At 69.2% G+C, this 21,627-nt stretch carries 20 protein-coding genes and 1 pseudogene; 9 read left to right on the top strand and 12 right to left on the bottom strand.

From position 1 onward, the window contains the following. Window positions 1-2: 2 nt before the first annotated feature. The gene (locus ACZ67M_RS13830) at window positions 3-884 is read right to left on the bottom strand and encodes a helix-turn-helix domain-containing protein (RefSeq protein ID WP_467319596.1); all 882 of its coding nucleotides are present in this window, start codon (window positions 882-884) and stop codon (window positions 3-5) included. A gap of 168 nt (window positions 885-1,052) precedes the next feature. Here ACZ67M_RS13830 and ACZ67M_RS13825 point away from each other — a divergent pair, with 168 nt between their 5' ends. Further along, window positions 1,053-2,093: an NAD(P)-dependent alcohol dehydrogenase gene (locus tag ACZ67M_RS13825; protein WP_469850987.1), complete on the top strand. Its 1,041-nt coding sequence runs from the start codon at window positions 1,053-1,055 to the stop codon at window positions 2,091-2,093. 116 nt (window positions 2,094-2,209) lie between these two features. Further along, window positions 2,210-3,037 (top strand): SDR family oxidoreductase, encoded by an 828-nt coding sequence (locus tag ACZ67M_RS13820; protein ID WP_469850986.1) that lies wholly within the window; start codon window positions 2,210-2,212, stop codon window positions 3,035-3,037. A 29-nt stretch (window positions 3,038-3,066) separates the two neighbouring features. Here the strand turns inward: ACZ67M_RS13820 and ACZ67M_RS13815 are convergent, their stop codons facing one another. Next, window positions 3,067-4,086, bottom strand: coding sequence for an aldo/keto reductase (locus ACZ67M_RS13815; protein WP_469850984.1), 1,020 nt, complete (start codon window positions 4,084-4,086; stop codon window positions 3,067-3,069). 156 nt (window positions 4,087-4,242) lie between these two features. On the opposite strand from ACZ67M_RS13815, the gene ACZ67M_RS13810 reads away from it, so the two are divergent. Next, on the top strand, window positions 4,243-4,854 hold the full coding sequence (locus tag ACZ67M_RS13810) for a TetR/AcrR family transcriptional regulator (protein ID WP_385801795.1): 612 nt from the start codon (window positions 4,243-4,245) through the stop codon (window positions 4,852-4,854). A 142-nt stretch (window positions 4,855-4,996) separates the two neighbouring features. Here the strand turns inward: ACZ67M_RS13810 and ACZ67M_RS13805 are convergent, their stop codons facing one another. Continuing rightward, window positions 4,997-5,506, bottom strand: a complete 510-nt coding sequence (locus ACZ67M_RS13805) for a DUF4291 domain-containing protein (RefSeq protein ID WP_469851343.1) — start codon at window positions 5,504-5,506, stop codon at window positions 4,997-4,999. 192 nt (window positions 5,507-5,698) lie between these two features. Between ACZ67M_RS13805 and ACZ67M_RS13800 the strand changes: the two genes are divergently transcribed. Both ACZ67M_RS13800 and ACZ67M_RS13795 read left to right on the top strand, forming a co-directional pair. Then, a complete protein-coding gene (locus tag ACZ67M_RS13800) occupies window positions 5,699-7,759 on the top strand; it encodes a restriction endonuclease (RefSeq protein WP_469850982.1) in 2,061 nt (686 codons plus the stop codon). A gap of 192 nt (window positions 7,760-7,951) precedes the next feature. After that, window positions 7,952-9,064 (top strand): hypothetical protein, encoded by a 1,113-nt coding sequence (locus ACZ67M_RS13795; RefSeq protein WP_469850981.1) that lies wholly within the window; start codon window positions 7,952-7,954, stop codon window positions 9,062-9,064. Window positions 9,065-9,263: 199 nt separating this feature from the next. On the opposite strand, the gene ACZ67M_RS13790 is transcribed toward ACZ67M_RS13795, so the two are convergent. Beyond that, the gene (locus ACZ67M_RS13790) at window positions 9,264-9,917 is read right to left on the bottom strand and encodes a hypothetical protein (RefSeq protein ID WP_469850979.1); all 654 of its coding nucleotides are present in this window, start codon (window positions 9,915-9,917) and stop codon (window positions 9,264-9,266) included. A 390-nt stretch (window positions 9,918-10,307) separates the two neighbouring features. Between ACZ67M_RS13790 and ACZ67M_RS13785 the strand changes: the two genes are divergently transcribed. Then, entirely contained in the window at window positions 10,308-10,751 is a 444-nt protein-coding gene (locus ACZ67M_RS13785; protein WP_469850978.1) for a hypothetical protein, read from the top strand. An 8-nt stretch (window positions 10,752-10,759) separates the two neighbouring features. On the opposite strand, the gene ACZ67M_RS13780 is transcribed toward ACZ67M_RS13785, so the two are convergent. The 4 genes and pseudogenes from ACZ67M_RS13780 to ACZ67M_RS13765 all read right to left on the bottom strand — a co-directional run. Continuing rightward, a complete protein-coding gene (locus tag ACZ67M_RS13780) occupies window positions 10,760-12,535 on the bottom strand; it encodes an IS481 family transposase (RefSeq protein ID WP_469851342.1) in 1,776 nt (591 codons plus the stop codon). A 679-nt stretch (window positions 12,536-13,214) separates the two neighbouring features. Then, window positions 13,215-13,853 carry a Cap15 family cyclic dinucleotide receptor domain-containing protein gene (locus ACZ67M_RS13775; protein WP_469850976.1) on the bottom strand — a complete coding sequence of 213 codons (639 nt, stop codon included), beginning with the start codon at window positions 13,851-13,853 and terminating at the stop codon, window positions 13,215-13,217. 2 nt (window positions 13,854-13,855) lie between these two features. Then, complete coding sequence (locus tag ACZ67M_RS13770; RefSeq protein ID WP_469850975.1) at window positions 13,856-14,761, bottom strand: nucleotidyltransferase domain-containing protein; 906 nt, start codon at window positions 14,759-14,761, stop codon at window positions 13,856-13,858. A 280-nt stretch (window positions 14,762-15,041) separates the two neighbouring features. Beyond that, window positions 15,042-15,197, bottom strand: a pseudogene (locus ACZ67M_RS13765) (DUF4291 family protein); the annotation flags it as partial. 193 nt (window positions 15,198-15,390) lie between these two features. On the opposite strand from ACZ67M_RS13765, the gene msrA reads away from it, so the two are divergent. Beyond that, window positions 15,391-15,903 carry a peptide-methionine (S)-S-oxide reductase MsrA gene (msrA, locus tag ACZ67M_RS13760; RefSeq protein ID WP_361352419.1) on the top strand — a complete coding sequence of 171 codons (513 nt, stop codon included), beginning with the start codon at window positions 15,391-15,393 and terminating at the stop codon, window positions 15,901-15,903. Between the two features lie 66 nt (window positions 15,904-15,969). Here the strand turns inward: msrA and ACZ67M_RS13755 are convergent, their stop codons facing one another. Then, entirely contained in the window at window positions 15,970-17,088 is a 1,119-nt protein-coding gene (locus ACZ67M_RS13755; RefSeq protein ID WP_361352416.1) for a hypothetical protein, read from the bottom strand. Between the two features lie 96 nt (window positions 17,089-17,184). Between ACZ67M_RS13755 and ACZ67M_RS13750 the strand changes: the two genes are divergently transcribed. Then, window positions 17,185-18,339 (top strand): cystathionine gamma-synthase, encoded by a 1,155-nt coding sequence (locus ACZ67M_RS13750; RefSeq protein WP_361352414.1) that lies wholly within the window; start codon window positions 17,185-17,187, stop codon window positions 18,337-18,339. Between the two features lie 16 nt (window positions 18,340-18,355). On the opposite strand, the gene ACZ67M_RS13745 is transcribed toward ACZ67M_RS13750, so the two are convergent. The 3 genes from ACZ67M_RS13745 to ACZ67M_RS13735 all read right to left on the bottom strand — a co-directional run bounded on the left by ACZ67M_RS13745 (window position 18,356) and on the right by ACZ67M_RS13735 (window position 20,011). After that, the gene (locus ACZ67M_RS13745; RefSeq protein WP_361352411.1) at window positions 18,356-18,613 is read right to left on the bottom strand and encodes a hypothetical protein; all 258 of its coding nucleotides are present in this window, start codon (window positions 18,611-18,613) and stop codon (window positions 18,356-18,358) included. A gap of 274 nt (window positions 18,614-18,887) precedes the next feature. Then, on the bottom strand, window positions 18,888-19,394 hold the full coding sequence (locus ACZ67M_RS13740; protein ID WP_469850974.1) for a sigma factor-like helix-turn-helix DNA-binding protein: 507 nt from the start codon (window positions 19,392-19,394) through the stop codon (window positions 18,888-18,890). 110 nt (window positions 19,395-19,504) lie between these two features. Then, on the bottom strand, window positions 19,505-20,011 hold the full coding sequence (locus ACZ67M_RS13735; RefSeq protein WP_469850972.1) for a MarR family winged helix-turn-helix transcriptional regulator: 507 nt from the start codon (window positions 20,009-20,011) through the stop codon (window positions 19,505-19,507). 162 nt (window positions 20,012-20,173) lie between these two features. On the opposite strand from ACZ67M_RS13735, the gene ilvA reads away from it, so the two are divergent. After that, a complete protein-coding gene (gene ilvA, locus ACZ67M_RS13730) occupies window positions 20,174-21,403 on the top strand; it encodes a threonine ammonia-lyase (RefSeq protein ID WP_361352407.1) in 1,230 nt (409 codons plus the stop codon). Window positions 21,404-21,627 lie beyond the last annotated feature (224 nt).

Here is a 21,627-nt window from a genome sequence, read left to right as displayed (position 1 = left end):
GGTCACGTCCGGACCGACGCCGCCGCGTCCGTCCCCCAGCTGGCCAGCAGCCGCAGCGCGTCCGCCGAGGGTGAGCCCGGTTCGGCGTGGTACGTGACGAAGGCCTGCTCGTCGTCGTCGACCAGGCGGAAGGTCTCGAAGGACAGGGTGAGGTCACCGACCAGCGGGTGCCGCATCCGCTTGACGCCGTAGCTCTTCTCCTTGACGTCGTGCGTGGCCCACAGACGGCGGAACTCCTCGCTCTTCACGGAGAGTTCCCCGACGAGCGCGGACAGCCGCGGGTCGTCCGGGTGCCGGCCCGCGTCCATGCGCAGGAAGCTGACCATGTCGTACGCCTTCTGGTCCCAGTCCACGAACAGCTCGCGGTACTCGGGGTTCAGGAAGACCAGCCGCGCCCAGTTCCGCTCCTGGGCCGGCAGCTTGCCCCAGTCGCCGAAGAGGGCGGCGGCCATCCGGTTCCAGGCGAGGATCTCGGAGCGGCGGCCCGACACGTACGCCGGTACCGCCTCGATCGACTCGAGGAGCTGGAGCAGCGCCACCCGCACCGGGGCCTGCTGCGCACGCGCCGCCGTCGACGCCCGCCTGCGCTGCTGCTTCGGCTTCGCGAGGTGCGTCAGGTGGGCCTGCTCGGCATCGGTCAGCCGCAGCGCCCGGGCGATCGAGTCCAGGACCTCCGACGACACGTTCTGGCCGTTGCCCTGCTCGAGACGGGTGTAGTACGCCACCGACACCCCGGCCAGCTGCGCCAGCTCCTCCCGCCGCAGGCCGGGGACCCGGCGGTGCCGCCCGAACGACTCCAGGCCCACGTCCTCCGGCTTCAGCCGGGCCCGCCGGGTGCGCAGGAACTCGCTCAGTTCGGCTCGCCGGTCAAGCTGTCCATCCATGGTCTCCAGTATCGCCCGACGTATTCCCGGTCGTACGTCCATGAGCCTGTCCCCGTCAGTGGTACGCACGCTGGACGTACGCAAAAGCGTGGTCTGGGTGACTTCGAGGGCCGCAGGCAGGGTGGAGGCATCACCAGACGAAGACGAGAGAATCCCGGAGAACCCGGCATGACCACTGTCGCCGCCTACGCAGCACCCGCCGCCAAGGCTCCGCTGGAGCGCACCACCATTGAGCGGCGCGAGGTGCGGGAACACGACGTCCTGATCGACATCAAGTTCGCCGGCATCTGTCACTCCGACATCCACCAGGTCCAGGAGGGCTGGGGCGAGGCCATCTTCCCGATGGTCCCCGGCCACGAGATCGCGGGCGTCGTCTCCGAGGTCGGCCCCGGCGTCACCAAGTTCGCCGTCGGCGACCGGGTGGGCGTCGGCTGCATGGTCGACTCCTGCCGCGAGTGCGAGAACTGCAAGGCCGGCCGCGAGCAGTACTGCACGGGCGGCAACGTGATGACGTACAACGGCGTCGGCAAGGACGGCGAGGTCACCTACGGCGGCTACTCGCAGAAGGTCGTCGTCGACGAGAACTTCGTCCTCGGCATCCCCGAGGGCATCTCCCTGGACGAGGCCGCGCCCCTGCTGTGCGCCGGCATCACCACGTACTCGCCGCTCAGGCGCTGGAACGCGGGCCCCGGCAAGAAGGTCGCCGTCGTCGGCCTGGGCGGTCTCGGCCACATGGCCGTCAAGCTCGCGCACGCCATGGGCGCCGAGGTGACCGTGCTGTCGCAGTCGCTGCGCAAGAAGGACGACGGCCTGAAGCTGGGCGCCGACCACTACTACGCCACCAGCGACCCGGCCACCTTCGAGGAACTGGCGGGCAGCTTCGACCTGATCGTCTCCACGGTCTCCGCCCCGCTCGACCTCGGCGCCTACCTGGGCCTGCTGAAGACGGAGGGCACGCTGGCCAACGTCGGCGCGCCCGAGGAGCCGGTCTCCCTCAACCTGTTCGCGCTGCTCGGCGGCGGCAAGTCCCTCTCCGGGTCCATGATCGGCGGCATCGCCGAGACGCAGGAGATGCTGGACTTCTGCGCGGCGCACGGCATCGGCGCGGAGATCGAGCTGATCGCCGCGTCCGAGGTCAACGAGGCGTACGAGCGGGTGCAGTCGAGTGACGTGCGGTACCGGTTCGTGATCGACACGGCGACCATCTGACCGGTCAGCCGATGCATTGACAGGGCCGGGGAAGATTTCTTCCCCGGCCCTGTCACATCTCCGTCCCGCCCCGGGTCATAGCGCCACGACACCCAAGGCAGACCCCGGGAGCAGAAATGACGTACCCCTCAGCCCCTTCCCCCTCCACCCCCGCGAACCCCACCACCCCCATCCTGGTCACAGGCGGTACCGGCACCCTCGGCGGGCACGTCGTCCCGCTGCTGCGGGCGGCCGGGCACCAGGTGCGGATTTTCACCCGACGACCCCCCTCCGCCGCGGACGACGGCGTCGAGTACGTCACCGGCGACCTCCTGACCGGTGAGGGCGTCGACGCCGCGGTCGGCGGTGTGCACACCGTCCTGCACCTGGCGGGCGGCCCGAAGGGCGACGACGAGGCGACCCGCACCCTGGTGCGCGCCGCCGCGCGGGCCGGCGTACGGCACCTCGTGTACATCTCGGTCGTGGGCGCCGACGCCGTGCCGCTGGCCTGGCTGCGCACCAAGCTGGAGTCGGAGCGGGCGATCGCCGAGTCGGGCATCGGCTGGACGGTGCTGCGGGCGGCCCAGTTCCACGAGCTGACCCTGACGATGATCGAGAAGATGGTCCGGCTGCCGGTCCTCCCGGCCCCGGGCGGAATGCGCCTCCAGCCCGTCGCCGCCCGCGAGGTCGCCGAACGCCTGGCGGAACTGACCCTGGCGGAGCCGTCCGGCCGGGTCCCCGACATGACCGGCCCCGAGGTCCACGACCTGGCCGCGCTGGCGGGTGTCTACCGCGAGGTCCACGGCCGCCGTCGGCGCCCGAGGCTGCCGGTGCGCATTCCCGGCAAGGCGGGGCGCGCGTACCGCTCCGGCGCCAACCTCACCTTGGCGGGGGCCTTGGTAGGCAAGCTGACCTGGGCGGAGTTCCTGGCGGAACGGGCGGAACCGGCGGGCCGCGGCCGGTGACGTCTCCCCGGCGCCGCTCGCCCCGCCGGTCAGCGGCGCCGCAGCGAGGGATCGAGGAGTGCGGGCGTGGCGTCGAACTTCTCGTGCGCCGCCAGGTCCGTGCCGGGGGCGACGATCTCGTCGATCGCGTCGAGAACGTCGCCGGAGAGCACGGTGTCCGCGGCGGCGAGCTGCGCGCGCAGGTGGTCCAGGGTCCGGGGACCGACGAGCGCGGCGGTGACGGCCGGATGGGCGGTCACGAAACCGAGCGCGAGCTGGATCATGGTGAGTCCGGCCTCGTCGGCGACCGCGGCCAGCTTCTCGACGGCGTCGATGCGGGCCCGGTTGGCGGGCAGCGAGGTGTCGAACCGCTCCGGCAGGACCGACGAACGGTGCGTGGTGATCTCCTGTCCCGCCCGGACCGCCCCCGACAGCCACCCCGAGGCCAGCGGGCTCCACACCAGCACGCCGAGCCCGTACCGTTCGGTCACGGGCAGCACGTGGCTCTCGGCCCCGCGCTGGAGGACGGAGTAGCTGGGCTGCTCGGTGACGTAGCGGCCCAGGTGGTGCTCGCGGGCGGCCCACTGCGCCTCGACGATGCGGTGCGCGGGGAAGGTCGAGGAGCCGAAGTAGCGGATCTTCCCCGCGCGCTGGAGGTCGGTGAGGGCGGACAGCGTCTCCTCGTCGCTGGTGTCCGGGTCCCAGCGGTGGATCTGGTAGAGGTCGACGTGGTCGACGCCGAGCCGGCGCAGGCTGTTGTCCAGCTCGGTGACCAGCCAGCGGCGCGAGGCGCCCCTGTGGTTGGGTTCGTCGCTCATCGGCATGTACGCCTTCGTGGCCAGCACGATGTCCTCGCGGCGGCCCGCGATGGCCTTGCCGACCATCTCCTCGGACTCGCCGCGGCCGTACCAGTCGGCGGTGTCGATGAGGTTGATCCCGGCCTCCAGGGCGGCGTCGACGAGCGCGGTGGCCTCCTCCTGGGTGGTGCGTCCGATGGCGCCGAAGTTCATGGCGCCGAGCGCGAGCGAACTGACCTGCACACCGGTGCGGCCCAAGGTGCGGTACTGCATGACGAATTCCTCCGGACGGGGGGATCGGGGCATGACTTGGTAGCGGGTCCGCTGCTCTGGCATCATGAGAGCCAAGTGGAACCCTGTCCCGTTTAACGATACGGAACGGTGTCCCGTTTAGCAACGCCGTTCGGCGTCGGCGGAGGGAATGGCACGGTGAAGGACGGCCAAGAGGTCACGAGGGACGGCTCGGACGCCGCGGGGCACGCGGCCCGACCCAAGCGCGCGGACGCCCGGCGCAACGAGAAAACGCTGCTCGACGCGGCCGCCGCGGTGTTCGTGAGGTCGGGCGTGGAGGCCCCCGTCCGCGACATCGCGGCCGAGGCCGGCGTCGGAACGGCCACGATCTACCGCCACTTCCCGACCCGGGCCGACCTCATCATCGGCGTCTACCGGCACCAGGTGGAGGCGTGTGCCGAGGCGGGCCCCGCCCTGCTGGCGAGCGCCCCGACCCCGTACGTCGCGCTCGCGCGCTGGATCGACCTCTTCGTCGACTTCCTGGTCACCAAGCACGGCCTGGCCGGGGTCCTCCAGTCCGACAACACGGGCTTCGAGGCCCTGCACACGTACTTCCTCGACCGCCTGGTCCCGGTGTGCACCGACCTCCTGGCCGCCGCGACCACCGCCGGGGAGATCCACTCCGACGTACGCGCCATCGCCCTCATGCGAGGCGTCGGCAACCTCTGCATCGGCGCGGAGAACGACCCGCGCTACGACGCGCGGCAGCTGGTGGGGCTGCTGATCGGGGGGTTGCGGGGGCGGGACTGAGACGGGGGCTTCGCACACCGATTGCGTGGCAGCCCGTCGACGCAGCGGCGCCGCCAGGGTGTAGCTCCCGCCGCGGGGCCGGGCGGTCCCGACGGACGCCGGGCCCTCCACAGCTCGTCGAGTGTGCCGGTGGGCGGCGTCGTCACGGCCGGAAGCCGCCCAGCGCATCGGCCGCGGCGGGGTACGGACGCTCCTCGGGCAGCAGACGTCGCGCCGTGTCGAGGTCGCCGTCCCGCACGTGCGCGTGGACCTCGTGGGCGAGTGGCGTCACGTCGCGAATGGCGACCGTCCACTCGTCGGCGTAACGACGCGCGGCCTCGCCGGACAGGCCGAGTTGCAGGGAGCGGTACGGCAGCGCCTCCAGACGCAGGTCGCGCTCGGGGTCCCACTGGATGCGGGTGGGGGAACGCTTCAACCGGCGCTGCCAGTCGGCCCGGTCGGCGTGCACCCCGGGTACGTAACTCGACAGGCACGCGTTGCGCAGCGCCCACTCGAATCCCTCGCGGCCGATCTCGACGGCCAGCACCGTCTCCTGCCCCGACTTCGTGGCCCACCCGCAGCGGTACATCATCCACAGGAACGACGGCTTGATCCACGTCAAGCCGCCTTCACAGTCCTTTCTGCAACCGGCGCACACAGGGCGTCCAGCGATGGGGAAGCGACCGTTTAGATCCTGCGTCCTGGCATCGTCCTGGTTACCCTCCAGTCACCTTGACCTGCGGGGATGGGCCGACGGTGCTTCCTTTGGCAAGTGGATATGCGAGACGGTGATTGCTGGCTACAGTCGTCTAGTTACAACTGGTTGTGGGGACAACCAAAGTGCCTTGGGGAGGGCCTGCAGCACATGAGTCGTCGCTCTACTGGTTTTGTCGGCGTCTGGGCTGAAATGCAACGGCAGCAGCAGCGTCAGCTGGAAGCCGAAGCCAGACGGCGGAGACAGCAAGAACAGCAAGCGCGGGCCTACCACCGGCGAGCTGCCCAGAGCCACCGTGAGTACCGGCAGGCAGAAGCTCTACGGCGTACGGAGGAGCTGGATGCACAGGTTGCATCGTTGCAGGGTCTTCTTGCCACGGGTTGCCAGGCTCCGCCCTTCAGGGCTGCCTCTCTCATGCGAACCGAAGAGGTCCAGCCCTTCGCTCCAGGGCCACTGGCACAGCCAGTGCCCATGCCGGATTTCAATCACTACCAAACGCAGAGCGGCTGGACTGCGAGTAGCCGGGCACGGGCACAGGCCGAAGCTCGCGCACGCTTCGAGCGGGACTGGCAGGCCGCCCAAGCCGCGGAGGCTCACCGACAGCAGCAGTTGTCGTCGTATCAGCGGGAGTACCAGCAGTGGGCCGATACTCAGCTGGCTGATGTACGGCGACACAACGCCGGCGTCGTTGCGATAGCTGACGGCGTAGGGCGTCAAGATCCTGATTCCGTGGTCGAGTACTTCTCAGCTGCTCTCTACGCCTCGACGGCATGGCCGGAGGGTTTCCCGCGCCAGGTCGCAGCAGCCTACGACCCGGCAGCCCGACAGTTGGTACTCGATTGGGAGCTGCCCGCCTACAGCATCGTGCCGGAGGTCAAGGCCGTTCGGTACATGTCCGGGGTCGACCAGGACAAGGAGACTCCCCGCCCAGTAGGCCAGCGCCGTGCTCTGTACAGGGAGGTTCTCGCGCAGTGCATGCTCCTCGTTCTGCACGAGCTGTTCGCCGCAGATGAGCTGGGTGCGCTTGAGTCAGTGACCTTGAACGGATTCGTCGATGGGCATGACCCTACGACGGGCCGACCGGGCCATATATTCCTCGCGACCGTCATGGCCTCACGCTCTTCGTTCCGTGACTTGCACCTGGCGCAGGTAGACGCAAGTAGTTGCCTGGCTGATGCACTGCGTGGGCAGGTCTCGGCTCGACCGGAACAACTCACACCAGTACGGCCGAGTAGGCGGCCGCAGGATGCCGGGAACCGTGTTGTCGCTCACGGCAGCGACGAGGAACCGGACTTGTTTGCCATGGACCCGATCGCCTTCGAGGATCTCGTTGCCGATCTCTTCCGGGCCATGGGGATGCAAGCGGTGACCACCCAGCGTTCCAACGACGGTGGTGTGGACGTCGACGCACTGGATCCGACACCCATCCGAGGCGGCAAGATCGTCGTGCAGGTGAAGCGTTATCGCAACACGGTGCCGCCCACCGCTGTGCGCGACTTGTACGGAACCGTGCAGGATGCCGGCGCCAACAAGGGTGTCCTCGTGACGACTTCAGGGTTCGGCCCCGGCTCACATACCTTCGCCAACGGCAAGCCGCTGGAACTCATCTCAGGCCCCGAACTCGTCGACCTGCTGCATCGTCATGGGCTGCGTGGGCGGCTTGGTGACGGTGGTCGTCCAATCCCGGCACAGCCGACGCCCTCGGTGCCGGACACTCGGCTGCCAGAGGATTACAACGTTTTGGGCATGTCGTGGACCGGAAGCGTTGCCTTGGACGTGTGCGCTCTCGTCTGCCGTGGCAACCGGGTCCTCAGTGACGATCACTTCGTCTTCTTCAACAACCCGCAGACGCCAGACGGATCAGTGCGTGCTCTCCCCGCCACTGCACCTGACAAGGCCGCGATCTGTGTCTCCTTCGACGGGTTGCCCGATGAGGCCGACCGGTTCGTGCTCGTGGCGGCCATCGACCCAGAGGTCAACCCGGACGCCGACCTCTACGGTTTCACGGACGCCTGCATCCGCCTGCTCGACCCGGGGCTGGCTGAGCTCGGACGACTTGAAGTCTCCGACGGCCGACCGCGCGAAGCCGCCTTGGTACTCGGCTCCTTCCGCCGAAGGTCGAACGGAGACTGGGACTTCGTCCTGGGCGGCAAGGGCTACACGGGCGGCCTGGAGGAACTCGTTCAGGATTTCGGCATTGAGGTGGAGTAGCCCACTCCGCATCCCGCTGCTGCGCTGATTGAGAGCTGTGAACGCGGCTTGATGACCCACGTCAAGCCGCCTTCGCAAATCTCTTGGACCCTGCTGGCAGGAGGCTCCTGGCATGAGTGAAGCCAGCACCGGACCGTAGAAGAAGATGTCCCCATGGTTGATCACGCTCGCGGTATATCGCCCATGTCACTCGTGGACGAGGAGCAGGCATACACGCTCTGCGGTGACACGGCGGCCACGGAGAGCTATACCTTCGGGAGCGCCACTGTTGGCATCGGCGACGCCGGGACACTGATCATTGTGGCAGCTGGGGATGCCCTCGACAGAAGCTGCGTCTGGAACGCTGATGAGGTCCGCCTTCTCGGCCCTGCTCCGACTCCGGTGGGGCAACGGCTCCTGGAAGAGCCCTGGGAGCGAGGCTCAGCTGAAGCACAGTTGCCTCTTCACCTGGCGGTGCGCAACTCGGAGGGTCTCGTCTATCTCGGCACCGGATCCGTGACTCAGGCCGGAACGGTCGTTCGACCGGGTAGCGGCGTACACGTACTCTCCGACTGCTCACTTCGGCTTCATTCGCCCCTGACCAAGCTCGACTTGGCCCTCGTGCGTCCCGATCTCCCTTCATCGGGCCTTCCGAGCCTTGAGTGGCTCCGGCATGTGGACGGTCAGCGAGCCAGTGCGCTCGAACAGTTCGTCACCGGCTGGTACCTCGTTGAGTCCGAGACGGACGAGACACCGTCGGATTCGGAGCCTCCCTCGGATCTGCCCGACGGTTTGAGGAGGTTCTACCGGCTGGCACAGCACCGCCCACGCTGCCTGGGAGCGCAGAACCGACTCTTTCCCCCTTCCAAGCTTCATACCGACGCCACCGGGGAGATGCTCGTCTTCGGCGAAGAGAGTCAGGGAGGCTTCTTCTGGTCGCTGCTGTGGACGCTCGACGGCCTCGAAGCGGATCCGACCGTCTGGTTCAGCGAGGACGACGAACCGGCGATCGCCGAGCAGGAACCACTCAGTGGCTTCCTCATCCAGTTCGCGCTCTTCGAGGCATCCATGGGCGCCGACTACGTGGCGCTGTCCTCTCGGCTCACCGCCGAGCAGGTCGACCGGCTCGTCGAGGCACTCCTTCTTGTGCCGTTGCGCCCGTTCTGGCCTGCGGCTCCCACACGCTTCTACGTGGCTCCGGGCCTCGTACTGCATGTCACAGACGAAGGAATCGGCGACGGGTTCAGCGCCCGGGCCGGCGCCACCCACCGCAGCGCTCTCGCCCCCTTGGCCGACCTGGTCGAGTGGGACCGGTTCGACGGCTGAAATCGCGAGACACACGGGCTTCGCCGACAGACTCGACCGGCAGCCAGCCACTGCTCCCAGTGTCGGTTCACCCATGGCACATCAACCTTGACGCCGTGGGTGACGACGAAGCTCCGGGCCCGCTTCGTCAGGCCATCAGGTGCACGATCGCAACAGGACTCCACCCGGCTGACGCTACCGCTACGCGGTGCCGACCGGCTCAGTCCTGTTGAGCGGTCACCCGAGTCCACAGTGAGAGGTCACTGCTCGTCGCGACGGCGATCGTCCGCCCGGAAGGCGAGAAACCGACCGCCCGGATCTCGGAGTACGAGGCGTGGAAGATGTGCCACCACCGCTCCCCGTGCGAACCGGCGTGGGGCAGGCCCCCGTCGCGGGACAGCAGAACCCGGTCGTTGGGCCAAGCTGGGGTGACGACCTCCAAGGTCCAACCGTCCTCGGTGGTGCGGTGAAGTCCTCCGCCGAAGAGCCCGGCGATGTGTACGCGGCTGCCGGCGATCGGGCCCAGTCCGGGGCAGGTCAGGTCGGCGACACCGTCGGGGGTGCTGCCCTCTGGGGCGGGGTCGCGGTCCCTTGCGATCTTCTCGCCGGTGACGGCGTCGAAGAGACCGTGACCGTCGTGAGAGACGACCATGACCAGGTCTCGATCGCTTGCGGGGTGCGATGCGAAGCCGATGCCGAGCAGTCCGCCGACAGGGACGCCGTACGCGTACTCGAAGACGGGGCGCCATGGCGCGGGCGGGGGAGCGACTGGGGCGGCGAGCAATCGGTCGCGCAGCGCCCGCTGATAGGCGGAGAGCACCGGCTCACTGACGGCTTGCCCGGCTGGAGGCGCCTCCTTGTTCTGATTCGTCACGTCTTCATGATCTCGTGCCAAGCAGCTACCTCGCCAAGCAGGTCGGTTGAGAAGATCACGGCATGACAGCCTCTGGCGAACACCCTCCTGAGAGCTGGGCCTTCCTCGGTGTCGGAGACCCGTTCCAGGTCCTCCACGACGAGCAGCGCGGCCTCCTGGTGGTGGCAGGCACGCCGGCACACGGCAGAGCAACGCTGGTCGCGGTCTACGACAGCCGCTCCTTCACCCGGCGCGCGCTCGTTCGCTCACGCTTCCCCGTGCACGCACTGGCCTTCCACCCTCGGCGCCCACTGCTCGCAGTAGGTACTGTCGAGTCCCAGCTGATGCTTGACGATTCGGCGTCAGGTGATGCTTGACGTCTGGCCTAGACATCGTGGCTTACTGGCTGCCATGACGGACCGTTTCCCCGAGATCACCTCCGTGGAGGAGTTCATCCGGCTGCGGGAGAGCGAGGAGCCGGCGGAGTACAACCGCTCGGCGTGGGCAGCCATGCCGCTGTCAGTCTGGTGGGACCTGGTGCGCAACCGTCCCGACATGCGTGTCTGGGCTGCCCATAACAGGACGGCGCCGTCGGAGATCCTGGCCGAGCTGATCAAGGATCCGGATTGGCGGGTCCGAGACCGGGTGGCCAGCAAACGCAACTGCCCGCCTGAGCTGCTGGAACGGCTGGTCGACGATCCGCATGACGCCGTGCGGAGGCTCGTAGCAAACCATCCGCACTCGCCGTGGCCGGCGGTTGCGGGCTTGGTTGATGACCCGTGGCCGGTCATTGCGCAGGAAGCCCGCGCCCGACTGGCCAACTGGCCGTCCAAGCAGCCGTCGGGTGATGCTTGACGTCTTCCCTAGACGATCTTCCGGCGGTTGTGTTCGCCGGACTTGCGGACCACCACCTCCTTCCTGGTGACACGCGGGACGGTGGTGATCAGATCCTGGCCGTGGAAGACCCGGATCGATGTCTCGTCCAAGTGGACGGTGACGACCTGGTGGGCATAGCCGCGGCCGAGCTGGACGCGCTGTCCGGCGACCATGAAGCCGCCGACGCTGCTGACCGTCCGCTCGGCGATTTGCTGGCCGGGCGGAGGCAGCAGCGGTGGCGGCCCGGCCGGACGGCCCCCTTGCAGGCGACCGCAGGCCGAGGGCGGCAGCGGGCTGGGCAGCGTGGCCTGCAGGACACGCTGCTCGTCCAGGACCTGCAAAACCTTCCCGTCGAGCCGGAGGGTGACCCGCTGTCCCGCGAACGGCCAGCCGACCAGGACCTTGTCACCGCCCAGCCCGACATAGCCGACCGCGTTCACGGTCCGGTCCACCTCCACCACCCCCTTCGCATCCTGCACCGGTCCGGGATCGTCCGCCCAGGGCCCGGCGGGTCGGGCGTCCCCGCCTGCCAGCAGGGCCTTGAGGTCCCGGCCGGACAGCTTCGAGGGCAGCGTCTTGTGCCGGCCGCCGCCGATCAGGACGTGCAGCCGGTTCACGTCGACCCGCAGGGTCACCGTGATGCCGGCCAGGGCCGGGCCGAACCAGATCTGCTGCCCTCGCAGGCTCAGGTTCCCCGAGGCGGGCACCACCCGCTCCACCTCGATCGCACCGATCTCCCCCTCCGCCATCGGCCAGGCCGCCGCGACAGGCTCGGGTGGAGGCTCCGGGACATCAGGTGGGGGGACGGGGTCGAGGCGGGCGGGCAGGACCACCGGCAGGGCGTCCTGCTCGGACCGCGGGCGAGGAACGAAGCGGCTGGCCGGAACGGCCATGTCCAGGGCTTGGTGCGGCCGCATCCGGTTGTGGTCCTCCAGCCAGGCATCCACCACCGCCTGCGCGGTAGCCAGGTCGACGAACGGATCACGCCGGTCGAGGAGTTCGCGCCGCAGAGTCTGGTGGAAGCGTTCGATCTTCCCCGTGGTCGTCGGGGACTGCGGCTTCGTCAGCCGGTGAGCGATGCCGTTCTCCCGGCAGATCCGGTCGAACATCGTCTCTCCGGGTTTGCCGGGACTGAAGCGGGCGGTGAACTGCTTGCCGTTGTCCGTCAGCACCTCGCCGGGCACTCCGAACCGCACCAGTGCCTCGCCGAAGGCCAGACACACCGCTCGGGCCGTGGCCCGCTGCACCACTTTCGCGATCACCATGAACCGGGAGTGATCGTCGATCCCGGTGACCATCTTGCACTCGCTGCCGTCCGCCAGCAGGATGCCGCCGACGATGTCCATCTGCCACAGGTCCATCGCCGCCGACCGCTCCCACCTGCGGTAATCCGACCGGCGACGCTTACGCACCCCGGGCTCAATGAGTCCGTTGCGGACCAGGACCCGGTAGACGGTCGCCCGGGACGGCAACGGCGTGGTGCCCCTGCGTCCCAGCTCGTGCACCAGCCTGCGCGGACCCCAGCCCGGATGCCGGCGCCGCAATTCACACACCAGAGCCTCCACCTCCGGCGCTGTCCGGTGCGGACACGAGTCCGGCCGGTGCGACCGGTCCGTCAGACCCGGCAAACCCGACTGCTTGTACTTGCGCACCCAGGAGTGCACCGACTGCCTCGACACCCCATACCGGGCGGCGACTTGAGTGACCGGGACCCCCGCCGCGACCTCCATCACCGCGTGATACCGCTGCTCGACCACGCTCAACTCCACCAGCACGGCCCCGGCCCTCCCTGCACGCGGATACGACGCGCACAGCCAAGCCGAGGCAAGCGGTGTCAAGCATCAGGTGACGCCACAGCGTCAAGCATCAACCGAGACAAGACAGCTCGCAGTAGGTACCGGTAAGTACGACGGTGGCTACTTCTTCGAGGGAGAGTTGCTACTTCTGCACCTGAAATCGGGCGCAGTGGCTTCTCTCATCGAGAACGAGTTCGGCCGTCAAGTTCTGGGACTGGAGCTGCTCGACGAGCGGACGCTGCGTGTCCTCATGGCACCGCCGGACGACTGGCAGGACGCAGCTGCCCACGAGTACGGGCACGTAGCCGCTGTGGACCGCGCTGACTGGGCCGCGGTCCCCGCCCGTTCACTCAGTGGTCGGGAACTGGCGGGCCCAAGGGTCCACGCACCCCGTCCCACGCCTCACGAGGCAGCGCAGCGAGCGCTCGCCACGCTGCGCTCTCTCTGGCAAGCCCAACGAGAGGACTCCTCGCGTGGCGTAGGACGCCCCCTACGGGGCTTGTGAACGCGGCTTGATGAGCCATGTCAAGCCGCGTTCACAGACCTCTATCACTGCTGATCGCCACGCATCCTTCCTTGATGCAGGCCCCACTCATCTGCGGGTGACAGCGCACTGGGTAACCGGCCTCCTCCGGGAACGGCTGAGTCAGCTGGTGGTGTGCTCCGGGTCTGCTGCTTGGACTTCGGCGAACGTGCCGTAGTCAGTGGAGCGGTTGAGCAGGGTGAAGTCCATGTCGCCAGCGGTGAACCGGCTGGTGTAGTAATGCCCAGTTGCTGTCCGGGGGTTAAGGCCCGCGACGGAGATCCGGCAGGCTCCTTCGTGTCGAGGGCTGCGGTGCTGGTGCTCCGCGCGGGGCGTGTTGTCGTAGAGGAACCCGATCTCTGCGGTACCGGAGTTCTCGGGGGAGTCAATGGTGGCGTTACTCGACCGGGATGTGCTCTCCTTAGTGCGGAGCGTGGCGTACAGGCTCCAGAAGGTCTGCTCGACCGTCATGTAGGTGATGATTGGACCCCGGTCTCCCCCCTCGGGTATTCGGCTGGCCGGACTTGGGGAGAGCATCACGCGCCAGGTGCCGGCAACCCATGGGCGACCGGTGAAACGGTGAATGACGGGCCAGCGCCAGGCCCACTTGTCGAAGACGATGACGCCGTACCCGACAGCGGCCGGAATGTAGGCGAACAGGTACCGGAACTGCGACGGGTACAGGCCCAGCAGGATCAGGATGACCGTGTACAGGGTGGCCGCGATGGTGGCACCGGTGCGTATGGTGGTGGCGGTACTCATCGTCAGTCCTCGTAGCCGAGGTAGTGCCAGGCGCCTTCGATCAGTTCTCGTGCGTCCTTCTCGCTCCACTTCTGACCTTCGCCGAACAACTTCTTCATCCCGTTCGGCTCCCACATACGCTGAGGACCGAAGAAGGACGTGATCTGCCGATAGACCTCCTGCAAGCTCGCGCGGACCGCGTCATCGAAGTCGCCGGCAAGGAGGACGTGGTCCGGCACGTTGTAGATCAGGCACTCGGAAAAGTACGACGGCAAGGCCTTGATCACGCCCTCGGCAGCGAGGTCGTTCTCCACGTTCTTCAGGACCCGCACCACGAACTTGTACCGCAGGTTGGTGTTGGTGTTCTTGGTGCGGCCGTTGGTCAACTGGAGTTCGGGCCAGTTGATGACCTTCTTGCCGTTGCGCCCGTAGACGACGCTCCCCACGTACTCGCCCCCGGGCGCCGCGAAGTCGTACTTCACCCACTTGAAGCACGGCACGACGTCGATGCTGGGACGGCTGCCGACGACCTCAGGGACGTAGAAGGCGAGGTTGTGGTCCGCGTCCACCCACCCGAAGTGGTTGGTGAGTGCTGCGTGGACCTCCTCACGGAGCTTGGCCTTGGTCCACGGCCCTCGGTACCCAGCGGGTTGACCAAACCACCATTCCGCCATGCCGTCGGTGTGGAAGGGGTCGTTGAGCTTCACCATGATGTCCACGTCGCTGTCGCCGCGCACGTTGGTCTTGTTGGGGTAAGAACCCTTCGCCGCGACCGTGATGTCGAGCCCACGGAAGGGTCCGTGCGCATTGACGGCCCCCTTCACCATGCGCTCGGCCCGCTCTAGCCGAAGTCGCTCTGAAGGGCCAGGCGGATTCTTCCACTTATTGATCAGGGCCATCCGCTGAGTTACCGACAACTGCCTTGCCACGAGCCCCTCCCTACCTCCCGACCTACACCGCGAACAGCGTACGGGCGGGGACTGACAAACCGATCTAAGGCAGACTCACCCGCCCGAAGCTCCCCGGTGGCTCAGGGATGACGAGGTACAACCCAGCTCAGCGGTCTGCTATGAGGCCTCGCTGGCGACCGGCTTCGACCTAGCCACCACTACCTCCGACACGACGCTCCGACATCCGGCACCGCTGCGTCTCAGGCGTCACTGGCCTGTCGTGAACCAGGACGGGCCGACGCGCAGGAGTCTGTGAAAGCGGCTTGATGACCCACGTCATCCTGTCCCGCTTCCAAGCACCCGGGAACCGTCCCTCTCGGGCGGCGGGCAGGCCGATCTCCGGTGGGTACGCCTGATAGACGGTGACGGTGGACGTCCCGTAGGCCGCCCGTATCTCGCGTTCCGGTGCTTGCATGCCGTACAGCGTGCGGCCGGACCTCATGATCGGCCAGCGATTTACGGTGGCCGGTCGACGCAGGGGGTGGGAGGCCGTCCGGTGGGCCTGGAATCGCTGGGTGCCCTCGGGTGTTGCACGGGAAGGGCAAGGGTGGCCGGTGTGTGTGCCGGGTGGCCCGAGTGATCTAGATGACTGGTATTGGAGGGCCACCATGGCTGCGCAGACACAGAGGGCCGTGCTCGCGGGCGGATGCTTCTGGGGGATGGAGGAGCTGATCCGCCGGCTTCCCGGCGTCACCGCGACCCGGGTCGGTTACACCGGGGGAGACGTGCCGAACGCGACGTATCGCAACCACGGCACCCACGCCGAGGCCATCGAGATCCTCTACGACCCGGAGCAGACCGACTACCGCGCGCTGCTGGAGTTCTTCTTCCAGATCCACGACCCGAGCACCAAGAACCGACAGGGCAACGACATCGGTCTCAGCTACCGCTCGGCGATCTACTACGTCGACGACGAGCAGAAGCGGATCGCCGAGGACACGATCGCGGACGTGGACGCCTCCGGCCTGTGGCCCGGCAAGGTCGTCACCGAGGTGGAGCCGGTCGGGCCCTTCTGGGAGGCCGAGCCGGAGCACCAGGACTACCTCCAGCGGTACCCGGAGGGGTACACCTGCCACTTCCCGCGGCCGGGCTGGAAGCTGCCGGTGCGCGCCGACGGATGAGCCGTTGACCGGCGGTCGAGTGGTTGACAGCCCGGCACTCCAGTCAGGAGGCCGGGCTGTCGGCTGTCACTGGGGGAGCGTCGCCGGGCTGCCGCCGTTCGCCTCGTAGCCCGCCACCGCGAGCGCGCGGTAGACCGCGAACTCCGCCGCCGGGTCGCTGGACAGGGTCCAGGGCAGGGCGCCGACGTGGCCGTCGATCACTATCAGCTGGTTCATGGCCTCGGCCCAGCGCTCGCCGCGGACCAGGAAGAAGACCAGCAGGTGACGGACGTGCGCCTGCATCGGGTCGTCCGGGCGGGCCGAGTGCACCGCGTGCAGGGCGCCGTGGACGGCCTTGGTGACGACCTCGCTCTGGTAGAAGCCGCTGACAAGGTTGACCTCGGGCATGTGCTCGAAGACCGCGAAGAGCGGCATCGCCGCGAGGAGGGAACCGCGCGGGGCGCGGGCCGCGGCCGCCTCCGCGAAGGAGTACGCCAGGTCGCGCGAGCCGTGCCACTTCTCGCACCAGTAGTGCAGGGCCGCCAGGTGCGCGCCCATGTGGTTCGGGGCGCGGTCCAGGATCTTCAGCCAGAGCTGTTCGAAGTCCTCGCGCGGATAGCCGAGGCCACGGGCCACCGACAGCTCGACGATGTACGGGATCGGGTCCCCGGGGGCCAGCAGCGCCGCCTCCGAGCAGGCCGACTTCGCCTCCTCCATGATGATCCGGAAGTCGTCCGTGCCCGGCGTCGCCGTCCGCCAGGCCTGCTGCACCAGGAACTCGGCGTGCACCGCCGCCCCGCCCGCGTCCTTCGGCGCCTCGGCCCGCCACACCCGCAGCCACTGCCCGCCCGGTGTGTCCCCGACACCGCCGGGCCGCTGCCGCAGCTCCAGCGACGCGGCACCCGCGAAGGCCTGCACCCGCTGCCAGCGCCGCTCGCTCGCCGCCTCCGTGCCCGCGAGGAGCTGCTGCGCCCCCCGGTAGTCCTGCGTGCGCTGCACCAGGTCCAGGACTTCCAGCAGGTCCTGGTCGGGTCCTGGCATGCGGATGTCCAGCTCCTCCTCCAGGGCGAAGCCGTAGTTCGCGGGGTCCGCGGCGTCCGGGTGGCCGGGGGACACCAGACCGACCGCGCCTCGCCGGCGCCGCAGAACGGGGAGCAGCACCACGCACAGCATGGCCAGTGCCATCAGGACCCAGAGAATCTCCATGTCTCAAGCGAACCAGACGCCGCCGACAATTGGCCAACCTGCCCCCTGCCCTGTGGAAAACGCGCGAAGCCCGTCGCGCCGCTACCCTCGGTGCCCATGAGCGACAGGCACATCAGTCAGCACTTCGAGACGCTCGCGATTCACGCGGGCAACACCGCCGATCCCCTGACGGGCGCGGTCGTCCCGCCGATCTATCAGGTGTCGACGTACAAGCAGGACGGCGTCGGCGGACTGCGCGGCGGCTACGAGTACAGCCGCAGCGCCAACCCGACCCGCACGGCCCTGGAGGAGAACCTCGCGGCCCTGGAGGGCGGCCGCCGCGGTCTCGCGTTCGCGTCCGGACTGGCGGCCGAGGACTGCCTGTTGCGCGCGCTGCTGCGGCCCGGCGACCACGTGGTGATCCCGAACGACGCGTACGGCGGCACGTTCCGGCTCTTCGCCAAGGTCGCCACCCGGTGGGGCGTGGAATGGTCCGTGGCCGACACGAGCGACCCCGCCGCCGTGCGGGCCGCGATCACCCCGAAGACCAAGGCCGTGTGGGTGGAGACGCCCTCCAACCCGCTGCTCGGGATCACCGACATCGCGGCCGTCGCCCAGGTCGCCCGCGACGCCGGCGCCCGGCTCGTCGTCGACAACACCTTCGCCACGCCGTATCTCCAGCAGCCGCTGGCGCTCGGCGCGGACGTCGTCGTGCACTCGCTGACCAAGTACATGGGCGGCCACTCGGACGTCGTCGGCGGCGCGCTGATCGTGAACGACCAGGAGCTGGGCGAGGAACTGGCGTTCCACCAGAACGCGATGGGCGCGGTCGCCGGGCCCTTCGACTCCTGGCTGGTGCTGCGCGGCACCAAGACCCTCGCCGTGCGCATGGACCGGCACAGCGAGAACGCGGTCAAGGTCGCCGACATGCTCTCCCGGCACGCGCGCGTGACGAGCGTCCTGTACCCGGGCCTCCCGGAGCACCCGGGGCACGAGATCGCCGCCAAGCAGATGAAGGCCTTCGGCGGCATGGTCTCGTTCCGCGTCGAGGGCGGCGAGCAGGCGGCCGTCGAGGTCTGCAACCGCGCGAAGGTGTTCACGCTCGGCGAGTCCCTGGGCGGTGTCGAGTCGCTGATCGAGCACCCCGGGCGGATGACGCACGCCTCCGCCGCGGGCTCGGCCCTTGAGGTGCCCGGCGACCTGGTGCGGCTGTCGGTCGGCATCGAGAACGTCGACGACCTGCTGGCGGACCTCCAGCAGGCCCTGGGCTAGCCCCTGGTCCGGGGGTTCACCAGCCCTCCCAGCCCGTCACGGGTGGGGTCGTCTCCGACGGCGGCTCCACCCACGGCTGCACGGTCAGCGCCCACACGGTGAACGCCACGACCGCGGCGCACAGCAGCAGCCACATCGCGCGGCGGGCGGCGGACCGGCGCCGCAGCATGCGGCCGCCGCGGCGCACGGCGTCCGCGTACAGCTCCGGCGGCACGCGCGGCGGCGACTGCTCCATGATCCGCCGGGCGGCGGCCTCCCGCCGCGCGCGGTTCACCGCCCCCTCCTGACGCTCCACACGCACGTACCGGTGCCGGTCCCGCCGGACGCGTGGCACCCGCCAGGCCCGCGCGATGCCGCTCCCGGCCCACCGGATGGGTCGGCCGCGCTCGATCCGCCGGTCGTGCCAGATCCGCCGGACGTGCCCGATCCGCCGGTCGCGCCGGACCCGCGGGAAGAGGCGGACGCACCCGGTCCACCCGCCCCGTTGCACCACCCCGCCCCGCCGGGCCTCCAGGCCGCCCCCGCTGTTCCCGCCCCGCCACCGCCCCTCACGGCGTGACCGCCTTCGTCTTCGCCCCCACCGGGCGGGCCGGCGTGGGGGGCGGACGCAGCAGGGTGGCCGTCGCCCGGTCGCAGATGGTGCGTACGCGCTCCACGGGCAGGCCGAGCAGCGCGGCCGCCTGTTCCTCGGCGACACCCTCGTACAGCCGGAGGACCAGGATCAGGCGTTCCTGAGGGGTGAGCGCGCCCAGCGGGCCCACGGGTCGCCGCCGGGGGCGGACTAGGCCGCCGTGCCGGTGCCAGGCACCGCGGGCGAAGCGGGCCGCCAGATACTGCCGGGCCCGGTCGTACGGGTCCTCGCCGTGCAGCCGGTCCCAGGACGCGTACGTGTGGGCGAGGGACAGCGACAGCAGCCGCCGCGCGCGCGGGTTGGCGTCCGGCGCCTCCGCCGTGAGCAGGGTGGCGGCATGCAGCAGCCGCCCCGCCGCGCCCGCGACGAACGCCTCGAACTCCCGGGCCCGGCGGGCATTGTGAGACACATGCCGTTCTCGCACCGCGCCTCCCGCCCAGACGGCGACGACCCCTGAGGTCTCATATCAGGCCAGGGGTGCCCCGTCGGTCAAGAGTTCGGTCCGAACCGCGCGGTAAAGCCGTGGAAGGCGCCTCAGGAGCCCGACGGCGAGTCCTGCCCCGCCACGCCCGAAGGGACCATACGGGCGGACAGGGCGCCGTTGAAGCGCGCGAGGAGCGCGCAGAACGCCTCGCGCTCCTCCGGCGCCCAGTCGTGGGTCAGCTCGGCCATCAGCTGACGCCGGGAGGAGCGGACCTCCTCCAGCCGCGACTCGCCGCGCGGGGACAGCTGGAGCACCACCGCGCGTCCGTCCTCCGGGTGCGACGTCCTCTTGACCAGGCCCGTGTCCACGAGCGGAGCCACCTGACGGGTGACCGTGGAGGAGTCGATCCCCATGCTCGCGGCCAGTGCCTTCACGCCCATCGGGCCCTCTTTGTCGAGGCGGTTGAGCAGCAGGTAGGCGGCGCGGTCCATGGAGTTGCGGACCTGCCCGACCCCGCCGAGCCGGGTCTGTTCGGCACGACGGGCGAAGAGCGCCACCTCGTGCTGGAGCGTCTCGAGAAGACCGGGGTCACCGGCGGTCGTCATGTCCATCGACATTTCAGGTGTTGTGGGCATGGCCGGGGGCTCACTTCGTGGAGGGCTGCTAATTGGGGGACAGGGTACGCGGCCGGGGGGCAGGGCGTACCGGCGCTGCGCAAAGCGGGTCTCGGAGGTTGGTCACAACGGCCCCCGGCCCCCGTGAACTGCGATGCTGGAGGCATGAGCTACAGCACGGCCGCCCTCGTCGGACCCGTCACCCTCGACGACGTGCGCGGAGCGCAGAAGATGCTCTCGGGTGTGGCGCGGGTGACGGCGATGGAGGGCAGCAGGCACCTGTCCCAGCTGGTCGGCTCGCCGGTGCACCTCAAGTGCGAGAACCTCCAGCGGACGGGCTCGTTCAAGCTGCGCGGCGCCTACGTCCGGATCGCCGGGCTGCTCCCCGAGCAGCGGGCCGCCGGGGTGGTCGCGGCGAGCGCCGGCAACCACGCGCAGGGCGTGGCCCTGGCGTCGTCGCTGCTCGGCGTGCGTTCGACGGTGTTCATGCCGAAGGGCGCCCCGCTGCCGAAGATCAGCGCGACCCGGGACTACGGAGCCGAGGTACGGCTGCACGGCCAGGTGGTCGACGAGACGCTGGCCTCGGCGCAGGAGTACGCGGAGCGGACCGGCGCGGTGTTCATCCACCCCTTCGACCACCCCGACGTCATCGCGGGCCAGGGGACGGTCGGGCTGGAGATCCTGGAGCAGTGCCCCGAGGTGCGGACCGTCGTGGTCGGGATCGGCGGGGGCGGACTGGTGGCCGGCATCGCGGTCGCCGTGAAGGCGCTGCGGCCGGACGTACGGATCGTGGGCGTGCAGGCGGAGGGCGCGGCGGCGTATCCGCCCTCGCTGGCCGCCGGGCGCCCGGTGGCGGTCGACCACCCGGTGACGATGGCCGACGGCATCAAGGTGGGGCGTCCGGGCGACGTGCCGTTCGGCATCGTCGGCGAGCTGGTGGACGAGGTCCGCACGGTCTCGGAGGACGAGCTGTCCACGGCTCTGCTGCTCTGCCTGGAGCGGGCCAAGCTCGTCGTGGAGCCGGCCGGGGCGAGTCCGGTCGCGGCGCTGCTCAGCGATCCCGGCTCGTTCGAGGGCCCCGTCGTGGCGGTGCTGTCCGGGGGCAACGTGGACCCCGTGCTGATGCAGGGCGTGCTGCGGCACGGCATGGCCGCGCAGGGCCGCTACCTGGCGGTCCGGCTGCGGTTGACCGACCGTCCCGGCGCCCTGGCCACGCTTCTCGGGGTGTTGTCAGTGGTCGACGCTAACGTCCTCGATGTGAGCCACCTACGGACCGATCCACGGCTCGGGCTCACGGAGGCGGAGGTCGAGCTGCACCTGGAGACGAAGGGCCCGGAGCACTGCGCCGAGGTCGGCAGGGCGCTGCGGGAGGCCGGCTACCCCGTCATCGGCTGAGGCGGATTCCGGAACCTGGGGATCCGAGGATCCCGGAACCGGGGGGATCCGAGGATCCGGGAACCGGGGATCCGGAAAGGTCGGCCACCACTTCGTCACTCGTTCGTGTAAGCAGATTGTGAGACGCGATACATCGCGTTACGGTGTGTCTCGTAATTCGCTCGCTGAGCGCGGCGAAATCCACAAACCTAGGCTTTCCGAAGCATCCCCGACGACGTGGAGAC

The sequence above is a fragment of the Streptomyces sp. NPDC107500 genome (genome assembly GCF_055582785.1).
This window is presented reverse-complemented; position numbering and strand designations above follow the sequence as displayed.

Bases quoted from the DNA above. Each gene is read 5' to 3' on its own strand.
- ACZ67M_RS13755 (WP_361352416.1), bottom strand. From the start codon at position 17,088: ATGGAGATTCTCTGGGTCCTGATGGCACTGGCCATGCTGTGCGTGGTG.
- ACZ67M_RS13815 (WP_469850984.1), bottom strand. From the start codon at position 4,086: ATGCAGTACCGCACCTTGGGCCGCACCGGTGTGCAGGTCAGTTCGCTC.
- ACZ67M_RS13800 (WP_469850982.1), top strand. From the start codon at position 5,699: ATGAGTCGTCGCTCTACTGGTTTTGTCGGCGTCTGGGCTGAAATGCAA.
- ilvA (WP_361352407.1), top strand. From the start codon at position 20,174: ATGAGCTACAGCACGGCCGCCCTCGTCGGACCCGTCACCCTCGACGAC.
- ACZ67M_RS13750 (WP_361352414.1), top strand. From the start codon at position 17,185: ATGAGCGACAGGCACATCAGTCAGCACTTCGAGACGCTCGCGATTCAC.
- ACZ67M_RS13785 (WP_469850978.1), top strand. From the start codon at position 10,308: ATGACGGACCGTTTCCCCGAGATCACCTCCGTGGAGGAGTTCATCCGG.
- ACZ67M_RS13825 (WP_469850987.1), top strand. From the start codon at position 1,053: ATGACCACTGTCGCCGCCTACGCAGCACCCGCCGCCAAGGCTCCGCTG.
- ACZ67M_RS13735 (WP_469850972.1), bottom strand. From the start codon at position 20,011: ATGTCGATGGACATGACGACCGCCGGTGACCCCGGTCTTCTCGAGACG.
- ACZ67M_RS13775 (WP_469850976.1), bottom strand. From the start codon at position 13,853: ATGAGTACCGCCACCACCATACGCACCGGTGCCACCATCGCGGCCACC.
- ACZ67M_RS13830 (WP_467319596.1), bottom strand. From the start codon at position 884: ATGGATGGACAGCTTGACCGGCGAGCCGAACTGAGCGAGTTCCTGCGC.
- msrA (WP_361352419.1), top strand. From the start codon at position 15,391: ATGGCTGCGCAGACACAGAGGGCCGTGCTCGCGGGCGGATGCTTCTGG.
- ACZ67M_RS13820 (WP_469850986.1), top strand. From the start codon at position 2,210: ATGACGTACCCCTCAGCCCCTTCCCCCTCCACCCCCGCGAACCCCACC.